The sequence below is a fragment of the Streptomyces sp. NPDC004126 genome (genome assembly GCF_050275515.1).
Taxonomy (GTDB): domain Bacteria; phylum Actinomycetota; class Actinomycetes; order Streptomycetales; family Streptomycetaceae; genus Streptomyces.
This window is the reverse complement of the sequence record NZ_JBNNPF010000008.1, coordinates 23662-42128: the sequence shown is the minus strand read 5'-3', so window position 1 is coordinate 42128 and position 18467 is coordinate 23662. Positions and strand designations below refer to the sequence as shown.

22 protein-coding genes, 1 tRNA gene and 1 pseudogene are annotated in these 18467 nt (G+C 73.4%); 11 read left to right on the top strand and 13 right to left on the bottom strand.

The genetic code is table 11. The annotated features are described in order from the left end of the window. Window positions 1-63: 63 nt before the first annotated feature. Together ACQKM2_RS09955 and dcd are read right to left on the bottom strand one after the other, a co-directional pair. Window positions 64-564, bottom strand: a complete 501-nt coding sequence (locus ACQKM2_RS09955) for a phosphoribosyltransferase (RefSeq protein ID WP_125603639.1) — start codon at window positions 562-564, stop codon at window positions 64-66. Then, the gene (gene dcd, locus ACQKM2_RS09950; RefSeq protein ID WP_007265045.1) at window positions 561-1148 is read right to left on the bottom strand and encodes a dCTP deaminase; all 588 of its coding nucleotides are present in this window, start codon (window positions 1146-1148) and stop codon (window positions 561-563) included. The genes ACQKM2_RS09955 and dcd overlap by 4 nt, the downstream gene beginning before the upstream one ends. 476 nt (window positions 1149-1624) lie before the next feature. Here dcd and ACQKM2_RS09945 point away from each other — a divergent pair. Continuing rightward, a tRNA-Gly gene (locus tag ACQKM2_RS09945) sits at window positions 1625-1695 on the top strand. 134 nt (window positions 1696-1829) lie between these two features. Here the strand turns inward: ACQKM2_RS09945 and ACQKM2_RS09940 are convergent. Then, a complete protein-coding gene (locus ACQKM2_RS09940; RefSeq protein ID WP_427708186.1) occupies window positions 1830-2675 on the bottom strand; it encodes an SDR family oxidoreductase in 846 nt (281 codons plus the stop codon). An 81-nt stretch (window positions 2676-2756) separates the two neighbouring features. Here ACQKM2_RS09940 and ACQKM2_RS09935 point away from each other — a divergent pair, with 81 nt between their 5' ends. The 4 genes from ACQKM2_RS09935 (at window position 2757) to ACQKM2_RS09920 (ending at window position 6207) form a co-directional block, all read left to right on the top strand. Next, the gene (locus tag ACQKM2_RS09935; protein ID WP_427708184.1) at window positions 2757-3359 is read left to right on the top strand and encodes a TetR/AcrR family transcriptional regulator; all 603 of its coding nucleotides are present in this window, start codon (window positions 2757-2759) and stop codon (window positions 3357-3359) included. Window positions 3360-3545: 186 nt separating this feature from the next. Further along, window positions 3546-4331 carry a hypothetical protein gene (locus tag ACQKM2_RS09930; protein ID WP_427708182.1) on the top strand — a complete coding sequence of 262 codons (786 nt, stop codon included), beginning with the start codon at window positions 3546-3548 and terminating at the stop codon, window positions 4329-4331. Window positions 4332-4348: 17 nt separating this feature from the next. Then, on the top strand, window positions 4349-5518 hold the full coding sequence (locus ACQKM2_RS09925) for a sensor histidine kinase (RefSeq protein ID WP_427708181.1): 1170 nt from the start codon (window positions 4349-4351) through the stop codon (window positions 5516-5518). Beyond that, the gene (locus tag ACQKM2_RS09920; RefSeq protein WP_427708179.1) at window positions 5515-6207 is read left to right on the top strand and encodes a response regulator; all 693 of its coding nucleotides are present in this window, start codon (window positions 5515-5517) and stop codon (window positions 6205-6207) included. The genes ACQKM2_RS09925 and ACQKM2_RS09920 overlap by 4 nt, the downstream gene beginning before the upstream one ends. An 81-nt stretch (window positions 6208-6288) precedes the next feature. Here the strand turns inward: ACQKM2_RS09920 and ACQKM2_RS09915 are convergent, their stop codons facing one another. The 7 genes and pseudogenes from ACQKM2_RS09915 to ACQKM2_RS09885 all read right to left on the bottom strand — a co-directional run bounded on the left by ACQKM2_RS09915 (window position 6289) and on the right by ACQKM2_RS09885 (window position 12408). After that, window positions 6289-6879, bottom strand: a complete 591-nt coding sequence (locus ACQKM2_RS09915) for a hypothetical protein (protein WP_427708177.1) — start codon at window positions 6877-6879, stop codon at window positions 6289-6291. A 79-nt stretch (window positions 6880-6958) separates the two neighbouring features. Then, window positions 6959-7129 (bottom strand): annotated as a pseudogene (locus tag ACQKM2_RS09910) (hypothetical protein); the annotation flags it as partial. A gap of 161 nt (window positions 7130-7290) precedes the next feature. Beyond that, a complete protein-coding gene (locus tag ACQKM2_RS09905; RefSeq protein WP_427708175.1) occupies window positions 7291-7860 on the bottom strand; it encodes an RICIN domain-containing protein in 570 nt (189 codons plus the stop codon). Between the two features lie 310 nt (window positions 7861-8170). Next, window positions 8171-9685, bottom strand: a complete 1515-nt coding sequence (locus ACQKM2_RS09900) for a flotillin family protein (protein WP_427708173.1) — start codon at window positions 9683-9685, stop codon at window positions 8171-8173. Further along, on the bottom strand, window positions 9682-10221 hold the full coding sequence (locus ACQKM2_RS09895; RefSeq protein WP_427708171.1) for a hypothetical protein: 540 nt from the start codon (window positions 10219-10221) through the stop codon (window positions 9682-9684). Before ACQKM2_RS09895 ends, ACQKM2_RS09900 begins: the two co-directional genes overlap by 4 nt. A gap of 145 nt (window positions 10222-10366) precedes the next feature. Then, entirely contained in the window at window positions 10367-11422 is a 1056-nt protein-coding gene (locus ACQKM2_RS09890; RefSeq protein ID WP_427708169.1) for a PucR family transcriptional regulator, read from the bottom strand. A 116-nt stretch (window positions 11423-11538) separates the two neighbouring features. Then, window positions 11539-12408: an AraC family transcriptional regulator gene (locus tag ACQKM2_RS09885; RefSeq protein ID WP_427708167.1), complete on the bottom strand. Its 870-nt coding sequence runs from the start codon at window positions 12406-12408 to the stop codon at window positions 11539-11541. Window positions 12409-12605: 197 nt separating this feature from the next. Here ACQKM2_RS09885 and ACQKM2_RS09880 point away from each other — a divergent pair, with 197 nt between their 5' ends. Together ACQKM2_RS09880 and ACQKM2_RS09875 are read left to right on the top strand one after the other, a co-directional pair. Then, the gene (locus ACQKM2_RS09880) at window positions 12606-13067 is read left to right on the top strand and encodes a pyridoxamine 5'-phosphate oxidase family protein (protein ID WP_427708165.1); all 462 of its coding nucleotides are present in this window, start codon (window positions 12606-12608) and stop codon (window positions 13065-13067) included. Then, complete coding sequence (locus tag ACQKM2_RS09875) at window positions 13064-13984, top strand: alpha/beta fold hydrolase (RefSeq protein ID WP_427708164.1); 921 nt, start codon at window positions 13064-13066, stop codon at window positions 13982-13984. Before ACQKM2_RS09880 ends, ACQKM2_RS09875 begins: the two co-directional genes overlap by 4 nt. Here the strand turns inward: ACQKM2_RS09875 and ACQKM2_RS09870 are convergent. Continuing rightward, window positions 13932-14126, bottom strand: coding sequence for an antitoxin (locus ACQKM2_RS09870; RefSeq protein WP_427708162.1), 195 nt, complete (start codon window positions 14124-14126; stop codon window positions 13932-13934). The two genes, ACQKM2_RS09875 and ACQKM2_RS09870, sit on opposite strands and share 53 nt — an antisense overlap. A gap of 91 nt (window positions 14127-14217) precedes the next feature. Then, window positions 14218-15117 (bottom strand): LysR family transcriptional regulator, encoded by a 900-nt coding sequence (locus ACQKM2_RS09865; protein WP_427708160.1) that lies wholly within the window; start codon window positions 15115-15117, stop codon window positions 14218-14220. 87 nt (window positions 15118-15204) lie between these two features. On the opposite strand from ACQKM2_RS09865, the gene ACQKM2_RS09860 reads away from it, so the two are divergent. Beyond that, on the top strand, window positions 15205-16290 hold the full coding sequence (locus ACQKM2_RS09860) for an alkene reductase (protein WP_427708158.1): 1086 nt from the start codon (window positions 15205-15207) through the stop codon (window positions 16288-16290). On the opposite strand, the gene ACQKM2_RS09855 is transcribed toward ACQKM2_RS09860, so the two are convergent. Continuing rightward, the gene (locus ACQKM2_RS09855) at window positions 16269-17132 is read right to left on the bottom strand and encodes an L-threonylcarbamoyladenylate synthase (protein ID WP_427708156.1); all 864 of its coding nucleotides are present in this window, start codon (window positions 17130-17132) and stop codon (window positions 16269-16271) included. The two genes, ACQKM2_RS09860 and ACQKM2_RS09855, sit on opposite strands and share 22 nt — an antisense overlap. Before the next feature lie 147 nt (window positions 17133-17279). On the opposite strand from ACQKM2_RS09855, the gene ACQKM2_RS09850 reads away from it, so the two are divergent. From ACQKM2_RS09850 to ACQKM2_RS09840, 3 genes are read left to right on the top strand one after another with little or no spacing between them, the layout of a single operon-like run. Continuing rightward, a complete protein-coding gene (locus ACQKM2_RS09850; protein WP_427708154.1) occupies window positions 17280-17459 on the top strand; it encodes a hypothetical protein in 180 nt (59 codons plus the stop codon). Continuing rightward, on the top strand, window positions 17456-17971 hold the full coding sequence (locus ACQKM2_RS09845) for an RNA polymerase sigma factor (RefSeq protein ID WP_427708152.1): 516 nt from the start codon (window positions 17456-17458) through the stop codon (window positions 17969-17971). Before ACQKM2_RS09850 ends, ACQKM2_RS09845 begins: the two co-directional genes overlap by 4 nt. Beyond that, on the top strand, window positions 17968-18438 hold the full coding sequence (locus ACQKM2_RS09840) for a hypothetical protein (RefSeq protein WP_427708150.1): 471 nt from the start codon (window positions 17968-17970) through the stop codon (window positions 18436-18438). The genes ACQKM2_RS09845 and ACQKM2_RS09840 overlap by 4 nt, the downstream gene beginning before the upstream one ends. Window positions 18439-18467: the final 29 nt, after the last annotated feature.

Sequence of the window (18467 nt, the reverse complement as noted above, 5' to 3'; positions counted from 1 at the left end):
ACACACGGGAAGGGCCCGCCGCGCATGCGCGGCGGGCCCTTCCGACATCCGTTCCCACATCCGTCAGGCGTCGAGGACCTGGCCCTCGCGCTTCACCACGGGCGGCTGGACCGACCAGGGGAACTCGATCCAGTCGTCGGTGCGCTTCCACACGTACTCGCACTGGACGAGCGAGTGGGACTTCTCGTAGATGACGGCGGAGCGCACCTCGGCGACGTGGCCGAGGCAGAAGTCGTGGACGAGCTTGAGCGTCTTGCCCGTGTCGGCCACGTCGTCGGCGATCAGGACCTTCTTGTCCGTGAAGTCGATCGCCTCGGGGACGGGCGCCAGCATGACCGGCATCTCCAGCGTGGTGCCGACGCCGGTGTAGAACTCCACGTTCACCAGGTGGATGTTCTTGCAGTCGAGCGCGTACGCCAGACCGCCGGCGACGAAGACGCCGCCGCGGGCGATGCTCAGGATGATGTCCGGCTCGTAGCCGTCGTCGGCGATGGTCTGCGCCAGCTCGCGGACGGCGCGCCCGAAGCCCTCGTAGGAGAGGTTCTCGCGTACTGCGTCACTCATGCTTCGTGCCTCACCTGGGTACGGTGGAAGTTCTGGAAGGAGCGCGAGGCGGTCGGCCCGCGCTGCCCCTGGTACCTGGAGCCGTACCGCTCGCTGCCGTACGGGAACTCCGCGGGCGAGCTGAGGCGGAACATGCACAGCTGCCCGATCTTCATGCCCGGCCAGAGCTTGATCGGAAGGGTGGCCAGGTTCGACAGCTCCAGGGTCACGTGCCCCGAGAACCCGGGGTCGATGAATCCGGCGGTCGAATGCGTCACCAGACCCAGGCGCCCCAGGCTGGACTTCCCCTCCAGTCTGGAGGCGATGTCCTCGGGGAGCGAGATGACCTCGTACGTCGAGGCGAGCACGAACTCACCCGGATGCAGGATGAACGCCTCGTCGCCCTCGGGCTCGACCATGCGGGTCAGGTCGGGCTGCTCGATGGCGGGGTCGATGTGCGCGTAGCGGTGGTTCTCGAAGACCCGGAAGAACCGGTCGAGGCGTACGTCGATGCTGGAGGGCTGCACCATCGACTCGTCGAACGGGTCAATGCGAACCCGTCCGCTGTCGATCTCGGCCCGGATGTCTTTGTCGGAGAGAAGCACGTCCCGAGGATACGCAGAGCGCGCGGGCCACCCCCAATCGAGAAGGCCCCCGCGCGCCCGCACGGCCACCGGGTCGCCCCGCGCCCTACCGCTTGACGCCGCCGACGGGCACCGCGTGCCTCAGCCGCGCGCACCGCGGACACCGCAGCAGCCGCCCGGGCCCGATCCGTCCGGCACCGAGGTGCTGCAACGGGAACGAAGCGGTGTTGAAAACATGCCCTTCGGCACAACGGACGACTGTGTGCTCCATCGAGTCCCTTTCCCCAACGAGCCGTAACGCGATGAATCGCCACATTAGGGGATGATCGGGACCCACTCCAGCCGCCGCTCCGCACCCCAACGGTACGCCCCAACTCCCGCCCCCACGAACCCTCCTGCACCGCGGACACGGCGACGACCCCGACGGGAGAATTCACCGGGGGTCGATCATGGGGTACAGTGTGCAACGGTAGGGATCCAGGCAACTGGACCACTGCGCGGATGTAGTTTAATGGTAGAACATGAGCTTCCCAAGCTTATAGCGCGGGTTCGATTCCCGTCATCCGCTCTTGAACGAAGGCCCAGGTCACAGACCTGGGCCTTCGTCGTTGCCGGGACCTGTCTTCCGATCTCGCCGCGCCCTCCGCGTGCCGCAAGTCGCCGCTCACCGCAACGAGTTCAGCCGGGCTGCCGGAACTGGTCCTACCGGAAGGCCGGCAGGTTGCGCGCGACCCAGTCGCCGAAGGACCCGGCCGGACGGTGGAGGACCCTCTCCACATCGGGGCTGATCTCCCGCTCGGCCGGCAGCGGGACGCCGAGGACGTCCAGCGTGCCGCCGATGACTTCCTCGGGCATGAACTGCGCCATGTGGGCGTGCGCGTCCTCGCGGGACAGTTCCACGAAGGCCACGTCCTCGCCCAAGGCCCTGGAGATCACCGCGGCCTGCCGCCGGGGGCTGATCGCCTCGGGGCCGGTCAGCTCGTAGGTACGGCCCGCGTGGCCGTCCTCGCGCAGCGCGGCAGCAGCGACCCCGGCGATGTCCGCCGGGTCGATGACGGGCAGCGCCACGTCCCCGAACGGGGCGAAGACCGCGCGCTTCGTGCGGACCGACTCGGCCCAGGCGGAGGCATTGGAGGCGAAGCCGCCCGGGCGCAGGATGGTGAAGTCGGGCCCGGACGCGCGCACGGCGGCCTCGAACTCGCGAAGGCGGGTGTGCGAGAGGACCTCGGGGCGGGTGGAGTTGATCTGGGAGGAGAGCAGGACGACCCGCTTGACCCCGGCCTCCTCGGCCGCGTCCAGCAGGGCCTCCGGGCTCTCGCCGTGGCCGTTGAGCTCGCCGCCCAGCAGGATGAAGAAGGCGTCGGCGCCATCGAGGACCGGCCTCATGCCCGCGGCATCTCCGACGTCGGCCTGAGCGTGCCGAACGCCGGCCCGGAGCCCAGCGGGATGCGGCTGCCGCGAGACGGCCACGACCTCCTCGCCGGCCTCGGCCAGCAGCGGCACCAGCGTCCGCCCGATGTTGCCCGTCGCACCCGTGACCACGATCATCGGAATCCCCCGAGTTAGTTAGTTGGCTGACTTGACTGGACCCTAACACGGCCATCCCGGGCGCTGTCTATAGTTGGTTAGGTGACTGACTCAGTGAAGCCCCGAGCGCGGGCCACCGACAAACGCCGACGGCTCACGGCCGCGGCGGCTCAGGTCCTGCACGAGCAGGGTGTCGAACGGACCACTCTCGCCGACATCGCGCGGGTGGCCGACGTCCCCGTCGGGAACGTCTACTACTACTTCAAGACCAAGGACGAACTGATCCAGGCCGCATTGTCCGAGCACAGCGCCCACCTGGACGGACTCACCGGTCGGCTGGACCGACTGCCCGACCCGCTCGACCGCCTCAAGGCCCTGATCGAAGCCTGGGTCGGCCAGCGCGACATCGCCGCCCGCTACGGCTGCCCCACCGGGACCCTGGCCGTCGAACTCGACAAACGCGCGGACGGCAGCCTCGACGCGGAGGCCGGCGCAGTGATCCGACGCCTGCTCGACTGGACCGGACAGCAGTTCCGCGCCCTGGGCCTGCCCGACCCGGACGACCTCGCCGTCACCCTCGTTTCCGGCTACCAGGGCATGTCGCTCCTGGCCAACGCCCTGCGCGACCCGGACATCATGACCCGCGAGGGAGCCCGCCTGCTCAGCTGGCTCGACTCCCTGAAGGCTCCCCGCCAGCCCCTCTGACCAGCGAGCACGACGGACACATCCCGGTCCGCCGTGCGACTGCCGGCTGCCGGCTGCCGGCTGCCGCATCGGACCGTGGTCTGATGCGGCAGCCCGGACAACGGCCGGGTCGGACCTGGGGCTGACGGCGGGAAGTGGACCGTACTCCGACGCGGCGGGCCCCTCCCGCGCGGGACCGTTCACGGCATGACGACAACCCCGAGCACACCCCTCGCCCATGGCACCCCCACCCTGGCGGCGGCCCGGCTGCTGCCGGTGGAGTGGTCCGGCGACGCGCCCTTCCCCGGCCGGTGGACCGGCGGGGTCTCGCTGGTGGCCGGCCCCCTGCTGCTGGGAACCGGCGTCCTGCTGCGGCTGCCTTTCCACTTCTTCTTCCCGGACCAGCTCGCCGCCCGCGTCGAACACCCCGGCCTCATGGCCTGGGCCTATGGCGCCTTCGCCGCCGGCACCGTCCTGCTGTGGCCCGCCCTCGTCACCCTCGCGTCCCGCATCGGCCGCCGCAGCCCCGGACTGGCCCTGTGGGGCGGGATCCTCGCCGCCCTCGGGCTCTTCGCCCGGACGTTCCACGCGGGGGTGGACCACCTCGCCTTCCAACTCGCCGACCGGCAGGGCGCGGCGACCGCCACCCGGTTCGTCGGCGAGACGTACGGCGCCTTCCACGTCTTCAGCGCCCTCAACCTCGCCATCACGGGCGGCTGGCTGCTCCTCGCGGTCGGCGCCTGGCGGGCCCGGGTGGTCGGCCCGGTGCGCGCCCTCGCCCTCGCGGCGACCGCCGCGCTGCCGCTCGGCGTGCTCAAGGGCACCACGCCGCTGTCGGTCGTGGCCGTCGCCGGACTCTGCCTCGCACTCGTCCCGCTGGGCGTCACCGTGCTCCGCGACGGCCCCGCGCCCCGCCGGGCCACGGTCCTGCGCTGGACCGCCACGATCACCGCCACGGCAATGCTCATGACCCTGATCGGGCAGGTCGGTTGACGATGTACGGTCGGATGATGCGTCTTCTGCGGCGGCCCCACGACGGGCACCTGCTCGCCCTCGACCTGGCCGCCGCGTTCCTCATCACCGCCGCGTACACCGGTTTCGCCCGGATGTCCGGCAGCGAGGGCCAGCCCGCCTACACGGGACCGGCGTGGGCGGGCGTGCTCGTGGCCGCGCTGGTCGGGCTCCCGGTCGCCGCCCGCAGGCGGTGGCCCGTACCGGCGGCGCTGACGGCCCTCGCCGGATCCGTCGCCGCCGGCCTCCTGGACATCACGCGCGAGCCTTACGCCGCCGTCGGCCTCACCCTGTACCTGGTCGCCCTCGCCGAACTCCCGCGCCGGTCCGTCCCCGTACTGGCCGCCGCACTCGCCTTCTCGGCGGCCGCCGTCCTCGCCGGGGAGGCCGCGGTCACTCCTGCCGAGACCTGGCGCGGAGCAGTCGGCGTCGTCGCCGTCGTCTGGCTGGTCGTGGGCGGCGGCTGGGCCGCGGGCTTCGCCGTACGTGCCCGCCGAGCCCGGGAAGCGGACCGCGCCGCCCGCCGCACGGAAGGCGCCATCGCCGGCGAACGGCTGCGGATCGCCCGCGAGTTGCACGACATCGTGTCGCACAGCCTCAGCCTGATCGCCGTGAAGGCGGGCGTCGCCGCGCATGTCGCGCAGCGGCGCCCCGAAGAGGCCGTGGACGCGCTGCGTGTCATCGAGCAGACCAGCCGGGCCGCCATGACCGAGATGCGCCGCACCCTCGGCGCGCTGCGCGCCGACACCGCCGAAGCCCCGCTGGCCCCGGCACCAGGCATCGACGCCCTCCCGCTGCTGGCCGATCAGGCCCGGCAAGCCGGCGTGGCGGTCGACCTGACGGTCCTGGTTCCGGCCGGAGGCCTGTCGGCCGGAATCTCGTTGGCCGTGCACCGGATCGTCCAGGAGTGCCTCACCAACACGGTGAAGCACGCGGCTCCCGCCCGCTGCCGGGTGACGGTCGAAGCGGACCCCCGCGACGTACGGATCGATGTCACGGACGACGGAGTCCGCGGTGGCGGCCGGATGCCGTCCGGCGGGCACGGCCTGATCGGCATGCGGGAACGGGCGACGATGTACGGCGGAACGTTCGACGCGGGCCCGCGTCCCGAGGGGGGCTTCGCGGTCTCCGCCCGCCTCCCCCTGGACGGTACGAGGAGAACCGAATGACCGACACCACCCGGGTGCTGCTCGTCGACGACCAGGTGTTGCTGCGGGGCTCCTTCCGGATCCTCGTGGAGAACGAACCCGGTCTCACCGCTGTCGGAGAGGCGGGGGACGGAGCCGAAGCCGTCGAGCTGGCCCGTCTGAACCGACCGGACCTGGTCCTGATGGACATCCGGATGCCCGGCATGGACGGCATCGAGGCGACCCGACGGATCTGCGGCTCCCCCGAGACCGCCGGCGTACGGGTACTGATCCTGACCACGTTCGACCTCGACGAGTACGTCTACGCGGCTCTGCGGGCCGGCGCGTCGGGCTTCCTCCTCAAGGACGCCCCACCGGCGGAGGTACTGGCCGCGATCCGGGTCGTCGCCGCGGGGGACTCCCTGCTGGCGCCGTCGGTGACCCGCCGCCTCATCGAGGACTTCACCAGCCGCCCCGGCCCTGCGCCGGCCAGGGTCCCGGCCCCTTTGACAGGGGTGACGGAGCGGGAGCGCGAGGTACTGGAGCTGATCGCCCGGGGTCTGTCGAACGCCGAGATCACAGCCCGTCTGCACCTGAGCATGGGCACGGTGAAGACCCACATCGGCCGCCTGCTGGCCAAACTGGCCGCCCGCGACCGCGCCCAACTGGTGATCGCGGCCTACGAGTCCGGAGTCGTGTCGGCATCCGGCGGGGGCCCGGGAGCGTATTGAGGCGGCTCCCCCCAAGTACGGCTGCACCGCGCAGAATGCCGAGCGGCATGGATTCCGCAGCTTGTAGCGCGGGTTCGATCCCTACCGCGTTCCGCGGGTCCGGCGCAGGTAGTAGGAGCGGGTGACCACGGCGAGCAGCGGGCCCCACGCCAGGATCGGGATGTAGCAGGCCCACAGCGCCCAGGCGCCCGGTCCGCTCGTGGGGAACGCCTCGCCGGTGTCGTTCAGCGGCGGGACGAAGTGGAAGAAGTAGTTGAGCGTGGCGTAGGCGGACAGTGCTGTGGCGAGGAAGGCGCCCACCGAAGCCGGCACGACGACGGCGCGGACCGACAGCGCGCGTCCGCCGGCGAACGGGAGCCGGTCGGGGAGCCGTTCGCCCCACGGCTTGACCAGCCCGAGCGTGAGCAGCGCCAGACACTCCGCGATCAGCGACAGCGAAACGACGTAGGGGCGCTCGCCCGGCAGCCATGCGTGGCCCGCGTACCAGTCGGGCCAGCCCGAGACGAGAGCGATGCGCCACAGCCCCGACGGCAGTGCGCAGAGCGGGACCGCGTGCGCCGCCCACACGACGGCGCGGGACACCTGCGGCACGCGCGCCGCGGCGTCCGCGCCGGCCGTGACACCCGCCCTGGCCAGGGTCTCGGTCAGGGTCTTGGTCTCGGTCACGCTCATCGCCGTCTTCCTTACGCCGGGGACATCCCGGGAGCCGGACAGAGCCCGGGAGTTGCTGCCGCCCCCATGCTCCGGCGCCCTACCGCAGCCGGGCGTCCGTCCCCGGTCCCGACCGTCTCCCCCGCACGGGGGAAGAAGCGCCGCTGTTGCGCCAGTACCCGTAGCGCTTGAGGACGTAGTACGGGTTCTCCTGCGCCTGCCGGGAACGCGTGAGGACCGGGTCGTTGACGAAGGGGAACGGGACCAGCGCCGAGCCGACGACCTTCTCGGCGGTCCGGTCCTTGGGCGGCGTGTCTGCGGGTACTGCGGCGGCGGGACGCGCCGGGCCGGTCGTACGCGGGGGCCCGGGTCTGCGACCCGGGCCCCCGGCGCCGTACGGACGTCATGGACCGGCGGCTCCGGTGGGGTGGGCTACCACCAGGCGCTGTTGTTGGGGCCGAGGAGCCAGAGGCGGTCGGTGGAGGGGTAGGAGTAGTCCAGGCGGATGGTGTCCCACTGGTCGTTGTTCGTGTTCTGGATCGTCATGGCCACGTTGACGTTGGCCAACGGACGCCAGATCCACCACCGTTCGGCGTTGCCGCCACCCGTCTCCAGGCGCAGGCTCCACTTCTGCCGGTCGGATCCGTCACAGGAGCGCACGACGACGCGGTTGCCGCGCGCGGCGGCCGAGGTTTCCGGCTCCAGGCAGCGGTTGGAGGCGCGGTTGCGCAGGGTCGCCGTCCACAGCTTCGCGTTGCTGTCGTAGGTGCCCTCGAAGTCCCAGGCCTCGGTGATGTAGGAGTCCCAGCGGGTACCGCGCAGGGCGATCACCTCGGCCCCGTCGGCGGTGCTGTCGCTGCCGAGGGCCAGGCGGCTGCCGTTCATCTTGTTGACCAGGTCCTGGTTGACGGACGTGTCCGCCGCCGCCGGGCCGGATCCGGCGAGGACGAGCGGGACGGCCGCGCAGACGGCGGCCAGCAGGGGGATCAGACGCTTGCGCATGACGGAGCGCTCATTTCCGTGAGGGGGTGCGGGCAGGGCGGCGCAGCCCGGCAGGGGCCGGGGCAGGAGGTTGCCGCTCGGGAAGTCCGACGACCGTCCCACGGCGGACCGGCGCCGGTCACGCCCCTCGGGCCGCCGTCCACCGGAGAAACGATCTTGTGTGGGCCCGTCGGCCCAACTGGTACGCCGACCGGCGCACACAAGATCGTTTCTTCCGGGCGCGTCCCGCCCCGACGCCTCCGCGAGGGGCCGGGCCACCCCGGCCTCCTGGGGGCAGGCCCAGGTCGGTGACCTGGGCCTGCTTCGTCCGTCAGCCGGTGACGGGGATCTTTGCGGGCTGGGGCTGGGGCGGGGCGGGGGTGGGGGTGGTGAGGGATTTGAGGAGTTGGGGGAGGTCCACGCCCGTTGTGGCGGTGAGGAGTTCCATGCCCTGGGCGACGTTGTCGGCCACCGTGCGGGGCAGTCTGCCCGCGCCGTCGGTGGAGATGACGGTCATCTTGTCGATGGCGCCCAGCGGTTCGGCGGCCTTGGCGACCACCTGCGGGAGCGCCTCCACCAGCATCTGGATCACCGCCGCCTCGCCGTAGGCCTCGAAGGCGTCCGCCTTCTTCTGCATCGCCCCGGCCTCCGCCGCGCCCTTCGCCGTGATGGCGGCCGCTTCGGCGTCGCCCTCCATCCGGACGGCGTCGGCGATCGCCGCGCGGCGGGCGCGCTCGGCATCGCCGCGCTTGGCGCCCTCGATCGCCTCGGCCTCGGCGAGGGCGGAGCGGCGCTGCTTCTCGCCCTCGCCGGTCAGCCGGGCCCGCTCGGCTTCCGCCTGGGCGGCGGCGATGGCGGCCAGGCGTTCGGCCTCGGCCTGCTTCACCCGGGCGACCCTCTGGGACTCGGCCTCCTGTTCGGCCTGGTACCGGCGGGCGTCGGCGGGCTTGCGGATCTCGGTGTCGAGCTGGCGGTCGGTCAGCGCGGCCTGCCGTTCGGCGACCTTCTCCTGCTCGGCGAGGATCTGCTGCTGCCGGTCGGCCTCGGCCAGCGGGCCGGCGGCGTTCGCCTGGGCCGTGGCGGCGTCGGTCTCGGCCTTGATCTCGGCCTGACGCAGGTAGAGGGTGCGCTGCGCGACCGCGATCTCCTCCTCGGCCTTCAGCCGGGCCTGCTCGGCGGCCTGGCGGGCATTGGCCTCCGCGATGTCCGCCTCCCGCTTGGCACTGGCGGCTTCGGGGCGGCCGAGGTCCTCCAGGTAGGAGCCCTCGGTGGTGATGTCCTGGATCTGGAAGGCGTCGAGGACCAGGCCCTGGCCGGACAGGCTGGCCTCGGCCTCCTCCGCGACCTGTCCGGCGAACGCGGCCCGGTCGCGGATGATGTCCTCGACGGACATGCGGCCGACGATGGCGCGCAGGGCGCCGGAGAGGACTTCCTGGGTGAAGCCGACGATGCCGTCCTGCTGCTGGAGGAAGCGCTGCGCGGCGGCGCGGATGGCGTCCTCGTTGCCGCCGACCTTGACGATCGCGACGCCTTCGAGGTTGGCCTTGATGCCGCGCAGGGTCACCGCGCCGCGGACGGCGATCGGGATGTGCCGGCTGGACAGGTCGAGGGTGTAGCGCTGCTGGACGAACGGGACGACGAACACCCCGCCGCCGACCACGACCTTCTGGCCGCTGTTGTCGGTGAAGACCTGCCCGGTCGCCGGATCGGTGGACTTCTTGCCGCGCCGGCCCGTGATGATGAACGCCTCGCTGGGGCCGGCGACCTTGTAGCGGGTGACGACGGCGAGGGCGAGCAGGACGAGGAGTACGACCACTCCCACGACCGCGATGACGACTGGACTCATGAGGCATCTCCGCTGCCCGCGCGCAGGGGGGCAGATCTGTGATCGGTGAGCTGGTGGTTCACGGCGCGGACGGTGACCGAGGTGGACGACGGGACCGCCGTCACCCACACCTCCGCGCCCAGGGGCAGCGGGCCGTCGGCCGTGGCCGCGCACTTGACCGGCTGGCCGCCCAGCCGCAGCAGGACTTCGCCGTAGCCGGCGGCCGGGACGGGGGTGACCACGTACCCGGCCGAGCCGACGAGCTCGGTCCGGCGCGGTGCGGCGGCGCCCTGGTCGCGGGCGAGGGCCCGGCCCAGCCGGTACGCCGACCAGCCCGCGCCGGCTCCGGTGGCACCCCCCAGGGCGGCTGCCGCTCCCGGTCCGAGACCCGTGGTCCCGAGCACGATCGCCCCCGTGAAGCCGAGCATCGCGACGAAGCCCGCGATCACCGGAAGCGACAGCCAGCCGTCGAAGAGGCCTTCGAGCACCCCGTCGAACGCCAGCGAGCACACCAGCAGGACGATCCCCCCGCTGCCGAGGCCGAGAAACAGGGCCATGCGCACCTCCCCGCCGAACACGTGTTTCCGCTGGACAGCCGGATCGTGTCAGGGGGAGGGGACGGCGCACATTGCCTGCCGTCGGCAGTCTTTACGCGTCTTTGACGCAGCGGGGGTCGCTCACGCCCGCTACGGGCTCGCCCGCTCATGCCCCCGCGTCGGGCCAGCCCAGCAGCCGTGCGCCGATCGCCGCCGTCTGGAGCGTGTACCGGTGCCGCGGATCCATCGGGTCCGCACCGCAGAGCGTGTGGATGCGCTCCAGCCGGTAGGTCAGGGCCCGTACGCTCAGCGAGAGCCGGCGGGCCGTCTCGGTGGCCACGCAGCCGCTGTCGAAGTAGGCGGTGAGCGTGTCCAGCAGCGGCCGGGGGCCGCCGCGTGCGCCGCGGAGCGGCCCCAGGGCGCTCTCCACGAGATCGGCCATGGCCTGCCGGTCGCGGGTGAGGACGGGGTAGACGAGCAGGTCGGCGGCGTGCAGCACCGGCCCTTCCAGGCCCATCCGCTCGGCGAGGTCGAGGACGCCCAGCGCCTCCTCGTACGAGTGGACGACCCCGCCGGGGCCCGGATGGGAGCGGCCGATCGCGGCCCGGCCGCCGTCGGTGGCGGCGTACGCCTGCTCGGCGAAGAAGGCGAGGACGTCGGGCTGGTCGCCCGGGGCCACGCAGACGAGCCGGCCGTCCTTGGTGGCGAGCAGGATCAGCCGGTTCCCGAACCGGCCCAGCACCGCCTCCTCGATGCGGCGGGCCACGGGATAGCCGTCGCCGTAGGGCTCCGGCCCGACGGCGACCGCCACCGCGTGCGCCTGCGAGAGCCGCAGTCCGTACCGCTCCGCCCGCTCGGCCAGCCGGCCCAGCCCGCCCCGCCCGTACAGCAGGTCGTCGATGAACTCGCGGCGCGCGGCCTCCTCCTGGCGGACGGCCTGGCGCTGGGCCCGCTCGTAGCCCTCGACGAACGCGTCCACCGCCTGCTCCACGGCGGCCAGCAGCGGCCCCGCCGCCCGCGACGCAGGCACGGCCCCCTGGGCCGTGGCCAGGTGGACCCGTATCAGGTCCCGCAGCGGCAGTCCCGCGTCCGCGGCCCGCTCCCCTTCCGCCCGCCGGGCTTCCACCTCGGCACGGGTGAGCCGGCGTCCGGTGGCACTCGCGTCGCGCAGGATGTCGGTGTACCCCGCCAGATGGCCCGCCGCAGCCGCCCTGTCCGCCACGCCACTCCCCCTATATCCGTTTCAGTGCATACATGCCCTTTGCACGAGAACAGGGTGCCATGTACACGCACCCTGGAGGGGTGCCGTGCGGGGGCGGCGGCGGGGCCGCCCGCCGGTCAGGGCGTGGTGCGGGTCACCGGGATCCACAGCTGGGCTTCGGACGGCGTCCCGGGCTCCTGGGGGCGGGCGCGCAGGATCTCCGGGCCCGGGCGGTACTCGTACGGGTTGGACGGCATCCACTGGGCGGCCACGTCGGCCCACAGCTGCTGAAGCGCCTCCGGGAACGGCCCGGTGTTCTCGAACACGGCCCAGGTGCCCGCCGGGCAGTCCAGCACGTCGAGGTCCTCGGGCGGCTCGGCGGCCGTGGTCACCGCGGCCAGGTAGAAGTCGAGCTCTGCGCCCTCCTCGAAGCCGTCCGAGAGGCGCACGGTCGCCGACACCACGCCCTGCGGTTCCTGGTCCGAGAGGCTCGCGATCCGACGCGCCGTCTCGGGCGGGATGCCCTGGACGTGCTCGGCGATGTGCGGGTTGACCCCCTGGTGGATCAGCGGGACGCGGGCTTTCCTGCCGACGACCCTGAACGCTTCCTTCTCCACAATTCGGTACCGCATGGTGCTGTTCCCTTCGACGGTGAGGCGGAAGGAGAGCCGGGGCTGCGACCTCAGAGCGGCGCCGGTGCGCCTGGCCTCGCCGGGACCGACGCCGTGCACCGCGCGGAACGCCCGCGCGAACGCCTCGCCCGAGGCGTAGCCGTAGCGGAACGCGATCTCCAGCAAGGTCGGTTCGCCGGCCAGCACTTCGGCGCCCGCGACGGTGAGCCGCCGGCGTCGGACGTACTCCGACAGCGGCATCCCCGCCAGCGAGGAGAACATCCGCCGGAAGTGGTACTCCGACGTGACCGTGATCCGGGCCAGTTCGGACACGTCGAGGTGCCGGTCGAGGTGGCTCTCGACGTACTCCATGGCCTGGTTCAGCCGATCCAGCAATCCCGGGCTCCTTCCCTTTCGCTCACCCACGCTAGGAGGGGCCAAGCCTGCCGCACCCGACATCCCGTGCCCGCTCCGGTCGGGTCGGGTCGGGTCCGGTCCGGTCCGGTCGGGTCCGCCTGCCGGACGGCCTCGACAGCCGTACCCGTACCCTGAACCAGCCCTGGCCCGCGCCCACTTGACGGAGGACCGACCCCATGACGACCGCACCGCCGCGCGAACGTGACGAGAGGCTCCGGGACACGCGCAAGCGGTTCGAGGAGGACGTCGACCTGTGGCTCGCCTCCTCGGGCGCCCCGGGCGGGGCGCACCTCGTGCCGCTGTCGTTCCTGTGGGACGGTACGGCGTTCCTCGTGTCGACCCCGCGCGCCTCGGTGACCGGCCGGAACCTGCTGGCCGACGGGCGGGTGCGGCTCAGCCTCGGGCCGACGCGGGACGTCGTCATCGTCGAGGGCACCGCCGAGGCGGTGGACCTCGCCGGCCTGCCGCCGGGGACCGGGGAGACGTTCGCCGCCAAGACCGGCTTCGACCCGCGCGACCTGGACGCCTACCAGTACTTCCTCGTCCGGCCGCACCGGATCCAGGCCTGGCGGGAGGCCAACGAGCTGCGCGGGCGCGACCTCATGCGCGACGGCCGCTGGCTGGAGGAGCCCGCATGACCTGGGCGGAGCGCGTTGCCGTCCGGGACGGCGTCCGGCTCTCCTGCCGGGACTGGGGCGACCCGGGCGGCTCGGGGCCGGCCGTGGTCCTGCTGCACGGTCTGGCCGGACACGCGGGGGAATGGGACGCCGTCGCCCGTGCGCTGAGCCCCCGGCACCGGGTCGTGGCCGTGGACCAGCGCGGCCACGGCGCCTCCGAGCGGCGGCCGCGGGACGTGTCCCGGGCCGCGTACGTCGAGGACGCCGTCGCCGTGTGCGAGGGGCTCGGCCTGCGGGAGCCCGTCCTGGTCGGCCAGTCGCTGGGCGGCCACACCGCCATGCTCGCCGCCGCCGCGCACCCCGGGCTCTTCCGCGGGCTCGTCCTGGTGGAGGCCGGGCCGGGCGGGCCCAGCCCCGGCGTGCAGGCGGAGATCGGGGGGTGGCTCGACTCCTGGCCCACCCCGTTCCCGTCGCGGGAGGCCGCCGTCGGGTTCCTCGGCGGCGGCCCGGTCGGCGAGGGCTGGGCGGCCGGCCTGGAGGAACTCGACGGCGGCTGGTGGCCGCGCTTCGAGCCCGACGTGATGGTCGGGTCGCTCGCGGAGAACGCCCGGCGGGCCTTCTGGGACGAGTGGTCGCGGGTGTCCTGCCCGACCCTGGCCGTGCTCGGCCAGTCCGGCACCATCGCGCCCGACGAGGTCGGCGGGATGCTGCGGCTGCGGCCGGAGGCGGTGGCGGTGAGCGTCCCCGGGACGGGGCACGACGTCCACCTCGAACGGCCGGACGTCCTGCTGGACCTGCTCCGCGGATTCCTGCAGGACGTCGGGGACGGGAGGGAGGACCTCAGGGACGGCCGGTACGGCCGGGATTTCAGGGACGGCAGGGGCGTCAGGCCTGCGGCGGGTTCTCCGGAGGCCGGTCCGTCCCAAGCTGCTCGTTGATCTTCTGCTGGGCCATGTCGACCTGGCTCTGGTACTTGTTGCCGGTCTTCGCGTCGAAGGCGTCACCCGCCTTCTCGATTCCCTGCCGGGCCGTGTCCTCGTGGCCCTTCAGCATGCCCTTGAGCTTGTCCAGCATCGACATGGGTTCCTCCTAGCGGACGCCGGCCTGCCGTGAGCACGGCCGGCACCACCAGGATCCGCGCCTTCGCCTGGAGCCGCACCCCGGAGGGGCGTCAGGGCAGGTCGGGGCCGGCCACCCCGCAGGCCGCCTCGACGAAGGCCCGTACGCGGGCGCTCTCGCCGGCCGTCGGCCAGAAGAAGCCGTAGTCGACGGTCGGGGCGTCGCTGAAGGGGATCCACGCCACGTCGGGCCGCGCGTAGTAGTGCTCGGCGCTCCTGCTGGCCGGCGAGACCCCCTTGCCCCGGCCGATCAGGCTCAGCAGCTCCGTCCAGTACGTGACGGCGGGCGCGTGCGGGACGGTCCGGCCCCGCGGGGTGTGCCGGGGGTAGTGGTGGTCCAGCCAGTGCCGCGGCACGGCCTCCCCGGAGACGGCCAGGAGCTGCGCCTCCGCGAGGTCCTCCAGGGACACGGACGCGCGCCGCGCGAAGGGGTGGCCGGCCGGGACCATCAGTACGCGGTGTTCGCGCCGCAGCAGCGGGCCGACGGTGAAGTCGGGCTCCTCCACCGGGAGTTCGCTGACCTGGAGGTGCACCCGGCCGCCGCGCATCGGCCCGAACGGGTCGGAGAGCTGCACCTCGTGGATCTCGACCTCGCAGTCGGGATACCGGGAGCGGAACGCGTCGGCGCCCCTCAGGAGCATCTCGGCGACCATGGGGCTGGAGTACCCGACGCGGAGCACGCCCGTGAAGCCCCGGCCCGCGGCCGTCGCGCGGTCGACGGCCCGCCGCAACTGCTCCTGGACGGGCAGCAGGTCGTCGCGCAGCTGCCGTCCCACCGGGGTGAGGGCGACGCGCCGGCTGGTCCGTTCGAACAGGGCGGTGCCGATGCGCCGCTCCAGCTTCTTGATGGTCTGGCTGACCCGGCCCTGGGCCAGTCCGAGCCGCTCGGAGGTGCGCCTGAAGTGCAACTCCTCGGCCAGCGTGAGGAATGCCTCGATCTCGTGTCGTTCCACCGCCCGGCCTCCATCGGTGAGTTCCGGTCACCGATCGTAGATCAGATCGGTCTTGTTCGGCCCTCCCCTCCGTTCGAAAGTGGGCCCATGACCAGCGTCTTCGACACCTTCCGTCTCGGTGCCCTACAGCTGCCCAACCGCCTGGTGATGGCGCCGATGACCCGTAACCGCGCCGCCTCCGACGGCGTTCCGACGCCGCTGATGGCCACGTACTACGCGCAGCGCGCGTCGGCGGGGCTGATCATCGCCGAGGCGTCGACGCCGAACGCGGTGGGGCAGACGTACCCGGACATCTCCGCGATCCACGACGACGCGCACGTCGCCGGCTGGCGGCGCGTCACGGAGGCGGTGGGCGCCGCCGGCGGGCGGATGTTCCTGCAGATCCAGCACGGCGGCCGGATCGGCCACCCCGACAACAGCGGCGGCCTGGCGCCCGTCGCGCCCTCGCCGGTCGCGCTGCCCGGCACGATCTTCACCCCGGGCGGGCACCGGCCCACCGTGGTGCCGCGCGAGATGACCGCCGCCGAGATCCGCGCCACCGTGGCCGACTTCGCCGCCGCCGCGCGCCGGGCGGTCGACGCCGGGTTCGCCGGGGTGGAGGTGCACGGCGGCAACGGCTACCTGCTGCACCAGTTCCTGGCCACCGGGACCAACCGGCGCACCGACGGCTACGGCGGCTCGGTGGAGGGCCGCACCCGCTTCGTGCGGGAGGTGGTCGAGGCCGTCGCCGCCGCGGTCGGACCGGAGCGGGTGGGCCTGCGCGTCGCCCCCGGGGTCACCGCGAACGGCATGCACGAGGACGACCCCGAGGAGGTGTACCCGGCGCTCGTCGACGCCCTCTCCGACACCGGCCTGGCCTATCTGCACGTCGTCTTCGCCGACCCGGACCAGCCCCTCTTCCAGCGCATCCGCAAGCAGTGGGAGGGCACGCTGATCGCGAACCCGGCGCTGCCGTGGCCCGGCCCGCTGCCCGCCGACGGCGGCCGGCACGAGGCCGAGCGGCTGCTCGCGGCCGGCGCCGACCTGGTCTCCCTCGGCCGCGCCTTCCTCGCCAACCCCGACCTGGTGGAGCGGCTGCGCGCCGGCGCCGCCCTGAACCCCCTGCGGGAAGAGGGCCTGATGTACGTGGGCGGCGCGGACGGGTACACCGACTACCCCGCGCTGTCGGCCTGAGCCCGCCGGTCCGCGTACGTACGGGAGTGCAGGCGGCGGGCCGCCCGGGGCGCGGGGACGACGGCGAAGCCGTGGGTGGCCGCGACGGCCCGGGTGTGGTCCGCCGAGAGGGAGCCGTGCCGTTCGAGGGTGAGGACGGGCAGGCCCGAGCGGCTGCGGCCGGGCGCGTGGTGGAACGACAGCACCGTGGTCGGCATCGGGGCGTGGTGCGGGTGCCGGCGTCGGGCCGCGGGCTCGTCGTCGTGCACGAGGATCCTGACGTCCTCCTCGTGGCCGAAGTCGGCGATCACGCCCTCGGCGCGCCAGTGGGCCGGCTCCTGCTCCGCGCCGGCCAGGTGGCGGGAGCGGCTCACGGAGGTGACGGACAGCAGGGCGTCCCCGGTCCGGTCCAGCGCCTCGGCGAGGAACCCGTTGGACGGGCAGCGGTAGCCCGGGCCGATGAGCTGCACGGTCGCCACCCCGTCCCGGACGGCCGTCAGGTGGTCCGGCACGTGTGCGGCGGCCGGCCCCCGGAAGCCGAACGGGCCGAGCAGGAAGAGCTCTTCGACGAGCTGGCGGAGCTGCCGGCGCGGCAGGGCGGCGGGGAGCAGCGTCCAGTCGAAGAGCGACGGGACCCGGTCGGGGACCGTGGTGACGCTGCCTACCCGCCCGTCGGGGCGGCCCTTCAACCGGTTGACCCGGGCGACGGCGGCCCGGTCGGGGCGCGCGGTGACGGCGTAGGAGTTCCCGAACCCGTGGGCCACCACGCAGCCTTCCGCGAGTGCGCCCGCCGCGGCCCGTACGTCCTCCGCGTCGTCCAGGACCGGATGCCGCCCGCTCGTCCTCGTCCGCTGTCCGTTCACTGCCGGCCCTCCGCAACGTGATCCTTTACGAACGGCAACGAGGGGGCCCCGGACACGTCACCGGCCATCCGGATGTGACGCGGGTCACGGGGAATGTTCCGGTGCTCCGCCCGCTCTTCCTGCCGAGACCTCGTCAAGGAGGAAGCAATGGGGATCCCCTGGAGCAGAGCGGTCCGGCGCGGGTGGTGCGCGGCGGCGGCCGGGGCGGTGCCGGCCGTACCGGAGGCGTACGCGGCGGCGGCCGGGGTGGACGCGGCCGGACCGGCGGGGCGCGACGCCTTCCTCGACGCCCCCGGGCCGTTCCTGACGGGGCTCGGCGAGCGGTGAGCACCACGACCGTGCCGGACACCGACGTCGCCGCGCTCGTGCGCGCCGCCCAGCGGGGCGACCGGATGGCCGTCCAGGACCTGCTCGACCTGCTGACCCCGTACGTGGGCCGGCTGTGCGGGCCCATCGCCCTCCAGGACGGCCCGGACGCCACGCAGGAGGCGCTGATCGCGGTCTTCCGCAAGCTGGGCCAACTGCGCGAGCCCGCCGCCCTGTTCGGCTGGGTGCGGGTGATCGCCGTGCGGGAGGCGGTCCGGGTCGCCCGCGCGGCGGCCCGCGCCGTCCCGGATCCGCTCGACGACGTCCCCGCCGCCGGGGACCCCCAACTCGCCGCCGACGTGCGGGACGTGCTGGAGCGGCTCACCCCGGCCCACCGCGCCGTCCTGGTCCTGCGCGACCTGGAGGGCATGGACGAGCGCTCCGTCAGCGCACTGCTCGGCGTACCCGAGCCCACCGTACGGACCCGGCTGTTCCGGGCCCGCCGCAACTTCCGGAAGGCGTGGGGACGTTGAACGAGGACTGGCCCGTCGCCGAGCTCGACGCGGTCCGCAGGCTGCGGGTCGTCGCCCGCACCACTCCGGCCGCCGGTTACGCGGAGCACCTGGTCCCGGCGCCCTTCGACCGGGTCTGGGGGCTGGCCTCCGATCTGGAGGAGCAGCTGCCCCGGCTGATCACCGACATCAGCGCCTTCACCGTGACCTCGGTGCACGGCGACCGCCTGGAGGCCAGGGCGCGCAGCCCGCTGGGCATGCGGGCGCGCTTCGACGTGGTCCTGCGGCCCGGCTGGTGCCTGATGCAGAGCCGGTTCGTCCTGGGCGGGATGGCCGCCGTGCCCGAGGGGGAGGACACCCGCTTCGCCTTCTTCGGCGCCCTGCGGATCCCGGGCGTCCGGTGGCTGGACCGGGCCCTGCACCCCCTGGTGGACCCGCTGGGCGCCAAGGCCCTCAGGCGGCTGACCGACCAGCTGGACCTCCCCTGAGGGGTGTGGGCGGCGGGAACCGATCCGGT

Excerpts from the sequence above, each read along its gene's own strand:
- ACQKM2_RS09955 (WP_125603639.1), bottom strand. The coding sequence starts at position 564 with ATGAGTGACGCAGTACGCGAGAACCTCTCCTACGAGGGCTTCGGGCGC.
- ACQKM2_RS09915 (WP_427708177.1), bottom strand. The coding sequence starts at position 6,879 with ATGAGCGTGACCGAGACCAAGACCCTGACCGAGACCCTGGCCAGGGCG.
- ACQKM2_RS09925 (WP_427708181.1), top strand. The coding sequence starts at position 4,349 with ATGCGTCTTCTGCGGCGGCCCCACGACGGGCACCTGCTCGCCCTCGAC.
- ACQKM2_RS09900 (WP_427708173.1), bottom strand. The coding sequence starts at position 9,685 with ATGAGTCCAGTCGTCATCGCGGTCGTGGGAGTGGTCGTACTCCTCGTC.
- ACQKM2_RS09850 (WP_427708154.1), top strand. The coding sequence starts at position 17,280 with ATGGGGATCCCCTGGAGCAGAGCGGTCCGGCGCGGGTGGTGCGCGGCG.
- ACQKM2_RS09895 (WP_427708171.1), bottom strand. The coding sequence starts at position 10,221 with ATGGCCCTGTTTCTCGGCCTCGGCAGCGGGGGGATCGTCCTGCTGGTG.
- ACQKM2_RS09940 (WP_427708186.1), bottom strand. The coding sequence starts at position 2,675 with ATGATCGTGGTCACGGGTGCGACGGGCAACATCGGGCGGACGCTGGTG.
- ACQKM2_RS09875 (WP_427708164.1), top strand. The coding sequence starts at position 13,064 with ATGACCTGGGCGGAGCGCGTTGCCGTCCGGGACGGCGTCCGGCTCTCC.
- ACQKM2_RS09880 (WP_427708165.1), top strand. The coding sequence starts at position 12,606 with ATGACGACCGCACCGCCGCGCGAACGTGACGAGAGGCTCCGGGACACG.
- ACQKM2_RS09860 (WP_427708158.1), top strand. The coding sequence starts at position 15,205 with ATGACCAGCGTCTTCGACACCTTCCGTCTCGGTGCCCTACAGCTGCCC.
- ACQKM2_RS09930 (WP_427708182.1), top strand. The coding sequence starts at position 3,546 with ATGACGACAACCCCGAGCACACCCCTCGCCCATGGCACCCCCACCCTG.
- ACQKM2_RS09920 (WP_427708179.1), top strand. The coding sequence starts at position 5,515 with ATGACCGACACCACCCGGGTGCTGCTCGTCGACGACCAGGTGTTGCTG.
- ACQKM2_RS09870 (WP_427708162.1), bottom strand. The coding sequence starts at position 14,126 with ATGTCGATGCTGGACAAGCTCAAGGGCATGCTGAAGGGCCACGAGGAC.
- ACQKM2_RS09905 (WP_427708175.1), bottom strand. The coding sequence starts at position 7,860 with ATGCGCAAGCGTCTGATCCCCCTGCTGGCCGCCGTCTGCGCGGCCGTC.